This window comes from Providencia sp. PROV210, from assembly GCF_028479445.1.
Taxonomy (GTDB): domain Bacteria; phylum Pseudomonadota; class Gammaproteobacteria; order Enterobacterales; family Enterobacteriaceae; genus Providencia; species Providencia rustigianii.
This window is the reverse complement of record NZ_JAMPNQ010000003.1, coordinates 529,286-543,672: the sequence shown is the minus strand read 5'-3', so window position 1 is coordinate 543,672 and position 14,387 is coordinate 529,286. Positions and strand designations below refer to the sequence as shown.

Genomic DNA, 14,387 nt, shown 5'->3' with positions numbered 1-14,387 from the left:
CTAGAAGCATACATAAGTATGTGACTAGGGTTAGCGAGTGTAGCCAACGCAGCTACAGTGCGAATTATGACGAAGGAATAATGCCGCAAGCCATCCTTGCTCCACCACCGCCAAGAGCCTCTGGATGATCCGAATAATTATCCCCACCCGCATGCACCATCAATGCACGATTTTGGATATCTTTCAGGGATTTTAATTTTGGCGCTAACACACTGTAAGTCGCATTACCTTTGCTATCAACGACTAAACCCGGTAAATCACCAAGGTGTCCAGTTTTATCATAAGGCCCTTTGTGTATACCTGTTTTGGCTGGATCTAAATGTCCTCCTGCTTTAAGTGCAGGAACAGTTTTACCGTCTTTTTCACCCGGTTCACAACTTGGATTTTCGTGAACATGAAAGCCATGCACTCCACCTGCTTGCAAGCCAAATAATTTAGGTGTGAAAAGCAAACCATACTCGGTTTCAGAAATGACGACTTCACCAATGGCTTTACCGTCACCTTTAGCCGTCGCTTCTTTCAGCGCTACCGTAGTTTGTGCCGCATACGCCGCACTAGTCGTAAATAATGCAGCTAATAAACATAACTTGAACTTCATACCGCCTCCAGTCATTTACTGTGATTATTACCCTTAACCTAAACGTTAGCATAATAAATAAATGGCAATGGGCGATTACTGCTTTTGTTATGTGATAACTGTCGGATTATGCATAAAAAAAGAGCCCTGAGGGCTCTTCTATAATGATTCTAGCTTTGAGTTTCGTGTTTTGAACTTCGTAACAAAATTCCCAAAATTTATTCTAAATAGTTCGCACTAGAACAAGGCGGCTAGCGCGGATATCACGTGAAATATGACGAATATATTTATTCAAAATAATTTGTACTGTAGCAAGGCGGCAATCGAGCTAATCCCTAGGAGCATACACAAGTATGTGACTAGGGTTAGCGAATGTAGCCAATGCCGCTACAGTGCAAAGTATGAAGAATAAAAACTATTCTTTGGCTTTCCATCCACCATCAACATAAAACGCACTCCAACCTGTCGCCTTACCGTCTTTCTCTGAAGAAACATACTGTTGTTTCGTCTTACGACTAAAGCGAACCACTGTTGGATTACCTTCCGGATCTTGCGCTGGCGCATCGGCCAAATACGCTAATTTCTCAGGTAAGCGATCTTTAAAACGTTGCAGCTCAGCAACTAATGGTGCACGAGTTTCCCGTGATTTAGGGAACGTATTCGCGGCAAGGAAAACGCCAGCTGCACCATCGCGCAGTACGAAATATGCATCCGATTTTTCGCAAGGTAGCTCTGGTAGCGGTACTGGGTCTTCTTTCGGCGGCGCAATCTCACCACTTCTTAAGATCTTACGTGTATTTTTACACTCGTCATTGGTACAACCCATGTATTTACCAAAACGCCCCATTTTCAGGTGCATTTCAGAACCACATTTGTCGCACTCAATCACCGGACCATCGTAACCTTTGATGCGGAACTCGCCCTCTTCGATTTCATAACCTTCACATGCTGGGTTGTTACCACAAACATGGAGTTTACGTCCATTATCGATGAGATAGCTGTCCATCGCTGTACCACATTTTGGACAACGGCGTTTCGCTCTTAATGCATTGGTTTCGGCATCATCACCCTCGAGAATATTCAGAACTTCATCTTCTGGGATCAGATTAATCGTTTTCTTGCAGCGCTCTTTTGGTGGCAATGCATAACCAGAACAGCCTAAAAACACCCCTGTAGATGCAGTACGAATTCCCATATGACGCTCACAATCAGGACAAATAATTGATGTGATAACCATTGGGTTAGTACGCATTCCGCCTTCTTCAGGATCTTTTTCTGCAACATCTAGCTGCTTGCTAAAGTCAGAGAAAAACTCATCTAAGACCGTTTTCCACTCAGCTTCATGATTCGCTACGTGGTCCAGCTGGTTTTCCATTCGTGCAGTAAAGTCGTAGTTCATCAGGTCGCTGAAGTTTTCTTCTAAACGATCCGTGACAATCTCACCCATTTTTTCTGCATAGAAACGACGGTTTTCAACTTTAACGTAACCACGATCTTGGATAGTTGAGATAATCGCCGCATAAGTCGATGGACGACCAATTCCACGTTTTTCTAATTCTTTAACTAATGAAGCTTCACTAAAACGTGCTGGTGGTTTAGTAAAGTGCTGGCTTGGTAATAATTCCAGCAGAGATAGTTCAGAACCAACCTGAATAGGCGGTAAGGTTTTATCTTCATCATTTTTACGTAGTGCTGGCATGACTCTCGTCCAACCATCAAAACGTAATGTGCGTCCTTTAGCTTTTAGTTCAAAATCCCCAGCTTTTACTGTTAGCGTCGTCGAATCATATTTTGCCGGTGTCATTTGACAAGCAACAAATTGATTCCAAATCAGCTGATACAGGCGCTTAGCATCATTTTCCATATCTTTCAGTGAGTCAGGTAAAACATCGACACTGGATGGACGAATCGCTTCGTGCGCTTCTTGAGAGTTATCTTTGCTGGTATAAACGTTGGCATCTTTTGGCAAATATTGCTCACCAAAATTGTCAGAAATATACCCACGAACCATGTTTACTGCATCTTGGCTCAAGTTAGTTGAGTCAGTACGCATATAGGTGATATAACCCGCTTCATAGAGACGCTGAGCCATCATCATGGTTTTCTTCACACCAAAGCTTAAGCGCGTACTCGCAGCCTGCTGAAGTGTGGACGTAATAAATGGTGCGCTTGGCTTACTTGAAGTCGGCTTGTCTTCACGGTCAATAACCTGAAAACGCGCTTTTTCTAGCAATTTAACTGCTGATTCAGTTTGTACTTTATTAACTGGCTTGAATGCTTTACCTGACTGAGAAGTCACTTCCATTCGCAGGTTTATTGCCGCGTTATCCGCTAAATCAGCATGAAGTTCCCAATACTCTTCAGGAACAAAAGCTTTAATTTCGCGCTCACGTTCAACAATTAATCTCACCGCAACGGATTGAACACGCCCAGCAGAAAGACCTCGAGCCACTTTTTTCCATAATAATGGAGAGACCATATAACCGACGACACGGTCCATAAAGCGACGAGCTTGTTGCGCATTAACTCTGTCGATGTTTAATTCGCCAGGGCTGTCAAATGCCTGAGTAATTGCGTTTTTGGTAATTTCGTTAAAGACTACGCGACTAAAGCGCGAGTCATCACCGCCGATAACTTCACGTAAATGCCATGCAATCGCTTCCCCTTCGCGGTCAAGATCCGTCGCGAGGTAGATGTGGTCTGCATTTTCAGCTAAAGATTGTAATTCAGAAACGACTTTTTCCTTACCCGGTAGAATTTGATAATTCGCTTTCCACCCATGATAAGGATCGATCCCCATGCGTTTTACTAACGCTTCTTGAGGATCTTTTTTGACTTTCTTTGTTTTATCTTTTGCTTTATCGGTAGATGAGTCTGTACTCTTTTGTGAGCCGGATTGTGAACCAGAGCCGCTTTTCGGCAGATCACGAATGTGACCAACGCTGCTTTTCACAACGTAGCCACTGCCAAGATACTTATTGATCGTTTTGGCTTTTGCCGGGGACTCCACTATAACAAGAGCTTTACCCATATTTACCTTTACCTAATATCAACAATGGCGCATTTTCTATCCATATGCGCAAAATGAGAATCTCTTTTTTATATTGCGATATAATCACAATATATCAATATTTTTTCGTACAATAATTTGTGTTTGAACAAATTTTGTAGGTCAGCCACATTATTCTAAAAAGCATACAAACTGCTCTAGTTGACTGATTTTAACCATATAATGGTGTTTAGCCACATTGAAAACCACACACTCTACCTGATAAAATGCTAGAAGCAACCAATTATTTTTTCAAGAGAGCGATAATATGAGCAATGAAATTCAATACATTTCAAAACAGGAACTGCTTGAAAAAGCCAACGATATCATTAAAAACCACGATGATTACATTCATGGGATGTTTGTTGATAACGTTGAACAGCATAGCGATGTTTTAGTTTTTAAAGGCGAGTTTTTCCTCGATGAAAATGGGATCCCCTCCTTTAAAAGCGCAGCCGCTTTTAACATGTACAAACATCTAACCCATCTATTCTCGGAAAAATATCGACTCAATGACCCAGAGTAATGACCAAAAAATACCGGCTATATTATGAGCCGGTATTTTTAATGTTAGTCCAAAATAAAATATTGGTAACAATTATCTGATGATGACAAATGTATTCTGATAATTACAATAGTGGCTTTTGCCCTCTTTGCCACCAGCGTAATAAAAGCTTATCTGCGCTTTCTGCCGCGCTGCTAGTAAAACGCTCAACCATCTTTTTACTTAAGACATAGCGAACACTAATAATCTCTTTAGTTTCGATAGCATTAATAATCAGATCATCACTGACACCAATTTCATCCACTAAGCCTTTTTCTAAGGCTTGAGTTCCATACCAGTATTCCCCTGTTGCTACCGCAGCAATATCAAGAGACGGACGATTTTGATGGACGAAATCTTTAAATAGTTCGTGGGTTGAATTTAAATCTTCAACAAATTTCTTACGCCCTTGTTCTGTATTTTCACCTAACATGGTTAATGTACGTTTATATTCACCCGCAGTGTGCAATTCAACATCAACATCATGTTTTTTTAGTAAACGATGAATATTCGGAACTTGAGCAACAACGCCAATTGAGCCAATAATAGAAAATGGTGCAGCGACAATTTTATTGGCAATACACGCCATCATATAACCGCCACTTGCAGCAACCTTGTCCACTGCAATAGTAAGAGAAATATTTTTCTCTTTAAGGCGCATTAATTGTGATGCCGCCAAACCATAACCATGCACTAAACCACCAGGGCTTTCTAATCGAAGTAAAACTTCATCTTGCTGATCTGCAACTGCCAGAATTGCACTGATTTCTTCACGTAAAGAGCTAACTTCACGGGCATCCATGCTTCCTTTAAAGTCTAAGACATATAAACAAGGCTTTTTAACGGATGATTGCCCGACTTTAGCCCCTGCTTTTTCATTTTTCGATTTTGCCTTTTGCTGTTTTTTAAATGCCTTAGCCCAAGCTTTTTGCTCTGAGTCATTCATTTTGGTCTGTTGCATTTGACGCTGACGCTCACGATAGCCTTCGCCCAAATCAGTGATTTTTAAGGCACCTTTACTCCCTTGGCGTCTCATGCCCACACCAAAAACAAACACCGCTAGCACGACAATCGCAACCACGATAGTGACTACTTTTGCTAAAAACAGTCCGTACAAAGAGAAATACTCCACAAGTTGATCCTTCTAATATTTAACGCTAACTAAAAAATAATCGCATGATTAGTCACAAACAACCAGTAAAAAAAACAATGACGAGCGACCACCGAAGTTAAATAAATGTGTTAAATTGGGCTATCTATGTAATCCCAGCGATGATAACTATCACCGCGAATAAATACGATAGGAAAAAATATGCTTCATTATCAGCCTAGACAAGATCTTTTAAATGGTAAAACTATCTTAATTACCGGCGCGACTGATGGTATAGGTCAAGAAGCGGCATTAACTTATGCACGCTTTGGCGCCTCAGTAATCTTATTGGGCAGAAACCCACAAAAATTAGATGCTGTGAAAAAACATATTTTTGATTTAACAGGAAAAACGGCTGAAACTCACCTGATTGACTTACTTAATGCGACCAGCGAAGATTGTCAAACTATCGCCAGCAATATCGCAAAACAACATTCTCATCTTGATGGTGTATTACACAGTGCTGGAGCACTTGGTGTCATTGCACCAATAACAGAACAACCTCCCCACATTTGGCATGATGTCATGCAGATCAACGTCAATGCAGGCTTTATGTTAACGCAAGCATTGCTTCCTTTATTACTCAAAGCACCACAGGCTTCATTAATTTTCACCAGTTCGAGTGTAGGAAAACAAGGGCGAGCTAATTGGGGCGTTTATGCCGTATCTAAATTTGCCACAGAAGGTTTAATGCAAGTATTAGCGGATGAGTATAAAGATTCAACCTTACGTGTTAATTGCATTAATCCAGGACGGACCCGTACAGCAATGCGCGCTGGCGCTGCCCCTAATGAAGATCCAACAACATTAAAAACGCCAGCCGATATTATGCCAACCTACCTTTATTTAATGGGTGATGATAGTTTAGGTCAAACAGGCACAAGCGTAGATGCACAACCTAGCCTGAAGCCAATTAAAGCGGAGTAAACAATGAGCCAAGACCGACATGGCGAACGTCAACAGCGTTTGAAGCAAAAAGTTGACGAACGTATTGAAGCAGCGCAACTGGAACGCGGCATTGTCATTGTCTATACGGGAAATGGTAAAGGTAAAACAACGGCAGCATTTGGTACGGTATGTCGTGCAATCGGTCATGGAAAAAAAGCCGCCGTTGTCCAATTCATTAAAGGGAATTGGGATAACGGTGAGCGCAATATTCTTGAACCTTTAGGCGTGCCATTTCATGTAATGGCGACAGGGTTTACATGGGAAACTCAAAATAAGCAAACAGATACACAAGCCTGTTTAGAAACATGGCACAATGCATCACTGCTGCTGCAAGACCCACAATATGACTTAGTGGTCCTCGATGAACTCACGTATATGGTGAGTTATCATTATCTTCCTATTTCTGACGTTATTAATGCATTAACGCTTCGACCAGAAAATCAGTCAGTGATTATTACAGGCCGAGCTTGCCATCGGGAATTGCTAGATTTTGCAGATACAGTGACAGAAATGCGCCCAGTAAAACACGCTTTTGATGCAGGAATTAAAGCTCAAAAAGGTATTGATTGGTAACTTATCCTCAGTTCAGGCATATAACACAATAATCGCTATCATTATTGTTGAATTAATGTGCCTGCACTAAAAATTGCACGTGTTTGTACCATAAAATCCTCATATTTTTGTTTTTCTTCAACACAGACACCGTCACTTCCCCACTTATCATAAATCTCTACCATTTTTAAGACTATCGTATGATATTGATTATAAAAATCCTGCTTTTGGCTTGGGTTTGTAGACTCACGATACACCTTAACAATTTCCATCATATTATCCGCATAATGCTGAATATTCTCATCTCGAAAATCTGGACGATTTAACGGATATTCGAATGATAATGTAACGGATTCATCTCGTGAAAAAACACCTTTTCTCGCTAGCATCTGGGATATAAATATCTCACCTTCTGTAAGATTTTTTATTAATTCTTCTCGAGAGAAACATTTTGTTTTAACTTTACTCACAGTAGTTGATGAATCTAAATTTTCCGGAATTTTTGTCCCTATGGGATAATCACAATTAAAAACATTATTATCGATAACATAGCTATTGCTGCTATGTAATCTGCCTTTTAATAAATAATCCCCAACCACTAATTCTTGAACTGTTAAATGATAGATAGATGAAATTCCATTATTTCCATAAATAAAATTATAAGTGTAATAAAAATTTCTTTGAGGATTTAATATTCCCCCTTTATTTCCAGGGTAAACCATAAAATGAATAACTTTACCTCCGTTTATGGCCATTGAATGTAATCCCGGCTTTAGCATCACACTGCCTACTGTATATTTAGGAATAACCGCGGGTTTATCATCAAGTAAGAAACTATAATTATCAGAGGATTCATTAGCGTAAAAAAATCGCCCATTTTCAGATACTGAGGGTTGGTGTACATCGCAACTGGTTGTACCAAGACTGAATAATGCCAGCCATTTTGCTGATTTTAAACATTGCATGAAGTCTTAGAACCTTTTGATAATTGAGCTTTGTTAAAAATATATTAAATACGTAGTTTTAACAAAATAAAAATGCAACTTTGTGACAAAACCCGATTAAAATTAACAATCCCCTATTTAATTCAAACGCTAATAACTACAATGTATAATTCCGCAGCATTAGATATATAAAAAAGTCATTCAATTTATTTCATTGAAACAGATAATTAGTATTAGTAATTTATTTTCTTTTATTGTTTTTAAATAAAACAAATGAATACATAAGCCAAATAAGATCATTATTCAACCTAATCAGGTTAAATTAAGGCATAAAAAAAGCTATGGTAATCACCATAGCCTTCATAATATTTCAAAAACGATTTAATTAAGCTCGAGTACGTTTTTTGGCCGTAGGTCGAGAAGCTTGTCGTTTTGATGCTGGACGCGATGCGACTTGAGTATGTCTTTTTACTGCACGGCGAATCTGATTAGCTTTGAGTCGACGTTGATCTCGCTCAACGGCAACTTTACTTTCAGTTTCAACAGACAAACCAACTAACTCTCTTAAATAGTTAGTTTGCTCTAATCCTAACTCTGTCCAACCACCCCGCGGCAAGCCTTTTGGTAGGTCAATATCACCATAGCGAACACGAATTAATCGGCTAACTTGCACACCAACCGCTTCCCATAGGCGACGAACTTCACGGTTACGTCCCTCAGTTAATGTCACGTTATACCATTGGTTCATTCCCTCACCACCACGGAATGAAACCGTTTTAAATGAGGCTGGACCATCTTCTAACTGGACGCCCATGGTTAACTGGCGAATTTTTGCATCCGTGATTTCACCGAATACGCGTACTGCATATTCACGCTCAACTTCACGGCTTGGATGCATTAAACGGTTAGCTAATTCACCATCCGTCGTGAATAACAGTAATCCACTTGTATTCACATCCAAACGACCCACAGCAATCCAACGTGCTCCAGTTAATTTTGGTAAACGCGTAAATACCGTTGGACGACCTTCAGGGTCATGGCGTGTACACAATTCCCCTTCAGGTTTGTAATATGCCATTACACGACAAATGTCTTTTTCTGGCTCTCTGATAGTTAATAGGCGACCATCAAGACGAATTTTAGTTGATGTTGTAACTTCAACTCGGTCACCTAATGTGGCCATTTTACCATCGACACTAATGCGGCCTTCTTTCAGGAAGCCCTCAATTTCTCGGCGGGAACCATGCCCAGAGCGGGCAAGAATTTTTTGTAATTTTTCAGTTTGTTGCGGTTTAGAACTCATAAGATCCTCAGTTGTCGCCTTCACAGGCGTCAAATAACTTCTCGCTCAATCAGCAAAAAGTGATGAATTTGAAAACCTGCGCATTATACACAGGTTTATCTTAATCCCCTATTACTAATCTTCGGCTTAACTGGGCTTATTCAAACGGGGTTGGGTCCCCAGTTCCGACACGGACAACAACTGGAACATCATCAGTAAAATCAATGACTGTTGTTGGTTTTTGCCCGATATAACCACCGTGGATCACTAAATCCACTTGTTTATCGAGTAAGTCACGAATTTCTTCAGGATCAGATTGCGTAAAATCATCCCCCGGCAAAATTAAGCTCGTCGACATTAATGGTTCACCAACCGCTTCTAATAAATCACGGGCAATTGGGTTGGATGGTACGCGTAAACCAATGGTTTTTTTCTTTTCGTTCATCAAACGGCGAGGGACTTCTTTTGTGCCTTTCAGGATAAACGTATAGTTACCCGGCGTATTATTTTTAATCAATCTAAATACCGTGTTGTCAACATGGGCATAGTTTGATATTTCCGAGAGGTCACGGCACATTAATGTAAAGTTATGGTTCGCATCCAATTGACGGATACGGCAAATGCGTTGAAGGGCATCTTTGTCTTCTAAACGACAACCAATGGCGTAACCTGAATCTGTTGGATAAACGACAACTCCACCTTTATTCAAGATATCAACACTTTGGCTGATCAACCTCGCCTGTGGATTGTCCGGATGGATATAAAAAAACTGGCTCATAGTGACCTCTGATCTTTAATATCGACAGCATCATCCGGTAAATGACCTAAAAATGGCACTATCTACTTGCTAAATAATACAACCACAGCACATTCAATTTGCCATCATGGCAGTGGTTAAACGAAACAATTTTTATGTGAACTATTTTACACCCAATCTATGTTCCATCAATAAATTAGGCGATATTCAGATGATTATGCGGTTTTTATCTGATCCCAAAGTGTCCAAACGGCTTGTTCATCATCGGGTAACCATAAATTACGCCCAATCTCAATCCAAGAACAAGGTCGATGGAAATCTGAACCAACAGATGTTTTTAACTCCGCAGACAAGGCTAACTCACCTAAAAACCGTTTTTCATTCGCTGGCTGTTGGCAATGAGATATCTCCATGGCATCCCCGCCACACTCTTTAAAATGTGCAATTAACCGTTTAAGCCACTTATTAGACAGCTGATATTTTGATGGATGTGCGAGCACAGCGACTCCACCCGCAGCATGAATAGCGTCTATAGAGTCTTGAATGCTGCACCACTGCGCAGGTACATATCCGGTTTTTCCTTTGGAAAGGTAGCGTTTAAATACATTATTAATGGTTTTTTCTTTGCCAATTTTAACAATATATTGTGCAAAATGGGCGCGCGTTACCTGCCCTCCACCAGAAAGTGCTTGGGCATTTTCCCATGCATCTTCAATACCTGCTTTTTGTAATCGACGCCCCATTTCAACTCCACGCTCTAATCGGCGTTGAGATTGAGCATTTAGTAAAGACGCCATCGCCGTATGCGAAGGTGAAAAATTTAAACCTACAATATGAATTTCAATATTTTCCCACAATGTGGAAAGCTCTACACCATTGACCAACGTCAACGGGCGTTGAGTTTCTGCGACATAATTTCTTGCCTCAATTAAGCCGTCGCAAGTATCGTGGTCAGTAATGGATAAAATGTTAACTCCCATTTGTATCGCACGCTCGACCAGCTCAGCGGGGGTTAGATCTCCATCTGAAGCGTTCGTATGGCTATGTAAGTCATAGCGAGTCAGTATTGACGTCGACTCTTGCGACATAATTTTATCGTCTCCATTTTCGAATTAACGAAAATTTAAAATAAATACAAATAGCGGTTGACACAATCATCGCGATCCAGTTTACTAGTACGCAAGATTAGTTAAGATTAAAATCAATTTAGTTATCCAGTGAGGCATTCTATGAGCGTATTAAATTTATCAAATCGTTGGTGGCGCGACTTCCCAAATTGGGCGGAAGCCGCACACGCATAGATTATTAATGCCTCAGTGCCTAACCCGTCCTCAACTGACGGGTTTTTTTATGTCTAAAATTAGCTTAAGGCAAGAAAATGAATAAACAAAACACAACATTAGCACATTTTAATCATCTGGATAGCCCAATAAACTATCAACCGGATCCAACGTTGCTATTTAATCACTTATGCCAGAATAAGCCTGCCTCTATGTTATTAGAATCAGCAGAAGTGACAAATAAAGCGAATCTTCAAAGCTTGCTGATTGTTGATAGCGCCCTACGTATCCGTGCGTTTGGTCAACGCGTAGAAATTGAAGCATTGACTGAAAATGGCCAAGCATTGCTGCCATTAATCCAAGATCAATTAGCTGATCACATGGCAAGCGCTGAAATCTGTGCTGACCACTTGACGGTCTCATTTTCCTCACCAGATAATCAACTTGATGAAGATAATCGTCTGAAAAGCGCATCATGCCTTGATGTCTTACGGGCATTACCTGCTTTAGCGCAAGCTTATTTGACCAAACCTGAAATGCTATTTATGGGCGGTTTATTTGCTTATGACCTGGTTGCTAACTTTGAAGCATTGCCGGAGGTTAAAGCGACAAATCAATGTCCAGATTTTTGTTTTTTTGTCGCCGAACACTATTTAGTGATCGACCATCAGAACCAAGCCGCCCGCCTAAAAACTCTAATGTTCACCCATGACCCGGCAACTATCGAAAACATCCACCAGCGTCACAGCCAGATTATTGCTTTGTGCCGCCCTTTTTTACCCGCTTTACCATTAGGTGAAAAATCAACTTTTTCTGTCACCACCAATAAAGAAGATGATGAGTACCGCACTGTAGTGAATACACTCAAAGAAGCCATTTATCGCGGTGATATTTTCCAAGTTGTACCATCACGTAAATTCAGTATGCCTTGTGCAGAGCCCCTAATCGCTTACCAAAAACTCAAGGCGCAAAACCCTAGCCCATATATGTTTTATATGCAAGACAACGATTTCACTCTGTTCGGCGCCTCTCCTGAAAGCGCACTAAAATATAACACCCAAACGCGTCTTGTTGAAATTTACCCTATTGCGGGTACTCGTCCTCGCGGTCGTAATGCTCTGGGCGAAATTGATTTAGATTTAGATAGCCGTATCGAGTTGGCAATGCGCACCGATGAAAAAGAGTTGGCTGAACACATTATGTTGGTGGACTTAGCCCGTAATGATTTAGCTCGAATTTGTGAAGCTGGTAGCCGCTATGTCGACAATTTGACCAAAGTTGATCGCTACTCTTTTGTCATGCATTTAGTTTCCCATGTTGTTGGCACATTACGTCACGATTTAGATGTTTTTCATGCTTATCAAGCCTGTATGAATATGGGCACACTCACTGGTGCACCAAAGGTAAAAGCGATGCAATTAATTGCACTGTGTGAGCAAGAGCGTCGTGGCTCCTACGGCGGTGCAGTGGGCTACTTTAATGGTAAAGGTGATTTTGATACCTGCATCGTGATCCGCTCAGCTTATGTCGAAAATGGTGTGGCGACTGTACAAGCAGGCGGTGGTGTCGTGCTGGATTCTTCCCCACAAGCAGAAGCGGATGAAACCCGAAATAAAGCACGTGCGGTGATCAGAGCTATTGCCCAAGCCCATCAAGTTGAGGAGTTATTCTAATGGCAAATATCTTACTGCTCGATAACGTTGACTCCTTTACTTATAACCTTGTAGATCAATTACGTGCTAGCGGTCATCAAGTGGTTATTTACCGTAACACCGTTTGTGCTGAGCATATTTTAACGGTACTGAAGACATTGGAAAATCCCATTCTTGTGCTATCGCCAGGTCCGGGAAAACCAAGTGAAGCAGGCTGTATGCCGGAAGTCTTACATAAAGTAAAAGGCACTATCCCAGTTATTGGGATTTGCTTAGGGCATCAAGCGATAGTGGAAGCTTATGGCGGATTGGTCTCTCCCGCAGGAGAAATCTTACATGGCAAAGCTTCTATGGCAACTCATGATGAACAAGCTATGTTTGCAGGATTAGAAAATCCAATTTCAGTGGCACGTTATCACTCCTTAGTCGGAAGTCAGATCCCAGAGGCATTAACCATCTGTGCACAATCCAATGGCATGGTTATGGCAGTACGTAATGATGAACAGCGAGTGTGCGGGTTCCAATTTCATCCGGAATCTATCTTAACCACACAAGGAAAGCAGTTGTTAGAAAATACGGTGGCGTGGGCTCTTTCTACCCCCAAGAAAACAACATCACATTCGCACTAATGGGACAGAGAGAGCCAATCATGCAAAATATTTATGACAAATTATTTAAAGCTCAAGCATTAACACAGCAAGAGAGCCAGTATTTATTTAACGCCATTATTCAGGGTGAACTGACTGAGGCCCAATTGGCCGCCGTATTAATCAGCATGAAAATGCGTGGTGAACAACCACAAGAAATTGCAGGTGCTGCATTAGCCTGCTTAGAAAATGCGCAGCCGTTTCCTCGTCCTGATTACCTATTCAGCGATATCGTTGGTACCGGTGGCGATGGTGCAAACAGCATCAACATCTCAACAGCGAGCGCATTTGTTGCCGCAGAGTGTGGAATTAAAGTAGCAAAACACGGTAATCGCAGCGTCTCCAGCCGCTCAGGTTCATCGGATCTATTAGCTGCATTTGGGATCGCGTTAGATTTAAGTGCACAGAGTGCTCGCGATGCACTGGATGAATTAGGTATTTGTTTCTTATTCGCACCGCAATACCACAGTGGTTTTCGTCATGCCGCGCCGGTACGAACTCAATTAAAAACGCGAACGCTATTTAATGTTCTGGGTCCATTGATTAACCCTGCTCGACCACCTTTATCATTGGTCGGTGTTTACCAAGATTCTCTTGTAGAACCTGTAGCAAAAACAATGCAAATGCTTGGGTTTACACGTGCAGCTGTGGTACACAGTGGAGGGATGGATGAAGTTTCATTACATGCACCCACCCACGTTGCTGAGCTAAAAAATGGTGAGGTACACCAATATATCCTCACCGCTGAGGATTTTGGGTTAGCACCGTATCAATTGAAAGATTTAGAAGGCGGTACGCCGGACGAAAACCGCATCTTACTCACTCAATTATTACAAGGTCACGGTCAAGCCGCTCATGAAGCTGCCGTTGCTGCCAATGTTGCTATGTTATTGCGCATTAATGGTTATGAAGATTTAAAAGAAAACAGCGAACACGCACTTAATATTATTCGTAGTGGAAAGGCATTTAGCCGTGTGACAGCACTAGCTGCAAGGGAGCATTAAG

Annotated in this window: 11 protein-coding genes, 1 pseudogene and 1 other annotated feature; of the genes and pseudogenes, 5 read left to right on the top strand and 7 right to left on the bottom strand. The window is 41.2% G+C overall.

The window, feature by feature from the left end:
- Nucleotides 1–64: 64 nt before the first annotated feature.
- Nucleotides 65–598, bottom strand: a complete 534-nt coding sequence (sodC, locus tag PR761_RS03015) for a superoxide dismutase family protein (RefSeq protein ID WP_154611133.1) — start codon at nt 596–598, stop codon at nt 65–67.
- A 394-nt stretch (nt 599–992) separates the two neighbouring features.
- Nucleotides 993–3,608: a type I DNA topoisomerase gene (topA, locus tag PR761_RS03010; protein WP_006812921.1), complete on the bottom strand. Its 2,616-nt coding sequence runs from the start codon at nt 3,606–3,608 to the stop codon at nt 993–995.
- Nucleotides 3,609–3,894: 286 nt separating this feature from the next.
- Here topA and PR761_RS03005 point away from each other — a divergent pair, with 286 nt between their 5' ends.
- Entirely contained in the window at nt 3,895–4,152 is a 258-nt protein-coding gene (locus PR761_RS03005; protein WP_006812920.1) for a DUF2498 family protein, read from the top strand.
- Between the two features lie 103 nt (nt 4,153–4,255).
- On the opposite strand, the gene sohB is transcribed toward PR761_RS03005, so the two are convergent.
- The gene (gene sohB / locus PR761_RS03000) at nt 4,256–5,302 is read right to left on the bottom strand and encodes a protease SohB (protein WP_006812919.1); all 1,047 of its coding nucleotides are present in this window, start codon (nt 5,300–5,302) and stop codon (nt 4,256–4,258) included.
- Between the two features lie 180 nt (nt 5,303–5,482).
- Between sohB and PR761_RS02995 the strand changes: the two genes are divergently transcribed.
- Together PR761_RS02995 and cobO are read left to right on the top strand one after the other, a co-directional pair.
- Entirely contained in the window at nt 5,483–6,247 is a 765-nt protein-coding gene (locus PR761_RS02995; RefSeq protein ID WP_112836831.1) for a YciK family oxidoreductase, read from the top strand.
- Nucleotides 6,248–6,250: 3 nt separating this feature from the next.
- Nucleotides 6,251–6,841, top strand: a complete 591-nt coding sequence (cobO, locus tag PR761_RS02990) for a cob(I)yrinic acid a,c-diamide adenosyltransferase (protein ID WP_112836833.1) — start codon at nt 6,251–6,253, stop codon at nt 6,839–6,841.
- A 41-nt stretch (nt 6,842–6,882) separates the two neighbouring features.
- On the opposite strand, the gene PR761_RS02985 is transcribed toward cobO, so the two are convergent.
- The 4 genes from PR761_RS02985 to rnm form a co-directional block, all read right to left on the bottom strand.
- Complete coding sequence (locus PR761_RS02985; RefSeq protein ID WP_006812916.1) at nt 6,883–7,785, bottom strand: hypothetical protein; 903 nt, start codon at nt 7,783–7,785, stop codon at nt 6,883–6,885.
- Between the two features lie 364 nt (nt 7,786–8,149).
- Nucleotides 8,150–9,067 (bottom strand): 23S rRNA pseudouridine(2605) synthase RluB, encoded by a 918-nt coding sequence (rluB, locus tag PR761_RS02980; RefSeq protein ID WP_039854032.1) that lies wholly within the window; start codon nt 9,065–9,067, stop codon nt 8,150–8,152.
- Nucleotides 9,068–9,203: 136 nt separating this feature from the next.
- Entirely contained in the window at nt 9,204–9,824 is a 621-nt protein-coding gene (locus tag PR761_RS02975) for an L-threonylcarbamoyladenylate synthase (protein WP_006812914.1), read from the bottom strand.
- Nucleotides 9,825–10,018: 194 nt separating this feature from the next.
- Nucleotides 10,019–10,891 carry an RNase RNM gene (gene rnm, locus PR761_RS02970; protein WP_112836835.1) on the bottom strand — a complete coding sequence of 291 codons (873 nt, stop codon included), beginning with the start codon at nt 10,889–10,891 and terminating at the stop codon, nt 10,019–10,021.
- Between the two features lie 162 nt (nt 10,892–11,053).
- Nucleotides 11,054–11,155 (top strand) — a sequence feature (Trp leader region).
- A gap of 26 nt (nt 11,156–11,181) precedes the next feature.
- Here rnm and PR761_RS02965 point away from each other — a divergent pair.
- On the top strand, nt 11,182–12,756 hold the full coding sequence (locus PR761_RS02965; protein WP_006812912.1) for an anthranilate synthase component 1: 1,575 nt from the start codon (nt 11,182–11,184) through the stop codon (nt 12,754–12,756).
- Nucleotides 12,756–14,386: pseudogene (gene trpD, locus PR761_RS02960) on the top strand (bifunctional anthranilate synthase glutamate amidotransferase component TrpG/anthranilate phosphoribosyltransferase TrpD). The gene PR761_RS02965 and the pseudogene trpD overlap by 1 nt, the downstream one beginning before the upstream one ends.
- Nucleotide 14,387: the final 1 nt, after the last annotated feature.

What these genes read in the sequence shown, in the direction of transcription:
- sodC (WP_154611133.1), bottom strand. Translation starts at nt 598, where the DNA reads ATGAAGTTCAAGTTATGTTTATTAGCTGCATTATTTACGACTAGTGCG.
- topA (WP_006812921.1), bottom strand. Translation starts at nt 3,608, where the DNA reads ATGGGTAAAGCTCTTGTTATAGTGGAGTCCCCGGCAAAAGCCAAAACG.
- PR761_RS03005 (WP_006812920.1), top strand. Translation starts at nt 3,895, where the DNA reads ATGAGCAATGAAATTCAATACATTTCAAAACAGGAACTGCTTGAAAAA.
- PR761_RS02995 (WP_112836831.1), top strand. Translation starts at nt 5,483, where the DNA reads ATGCTTCATTATCAGCCTAGACAAGATCTTTTAAATGGTAAAACTATC.
- cobO (WP_112836833.1), top strand. Translation starts at nt 6,251, where the DNA reads ATGAGCCAAGACCGACATGGCGAACGTCAACAGCGTTTGAAGCAAAAA.
- PR761_RS02985 (WP_006812916.1), bottom strand. Translation starts at nt 7,785, where the DNA reads ATGCAATGTTTAAAATCAGCAAAATGGCTGGCATTATTCAGTCTTGGT.
- rluB (WP_039854032.1), bottom strand. Translation starts at nt 9,067, where the DNA reads ATGAGTTCTAAACCGCAACAAACTGAAAAATTACAAAAAATTCTTGCC.
- PR761_RS02975 (WP_006812914.1), bottom strand. Translation starts at nt 9,824, where the DNA reads ATGAGCCAGTTTTTTTATATCCATCCGGACAATCCACAGGCGAGGTTG.
- rnm (WP_112836835.1), bottom strand. Translation starts at nt 10,891, where the DNA reads ATGTCGCAAGAGTCGACGTCAATACTGACTCGCTATGACTTACATAGC.
- PR761_RS02965 (WP_006812912.1), top strand. Translation starts at nt 11,182, where the DNA reads ATGAATAAACAAAACACAACATTAGCACATTTTAATCATCTGGATAGC.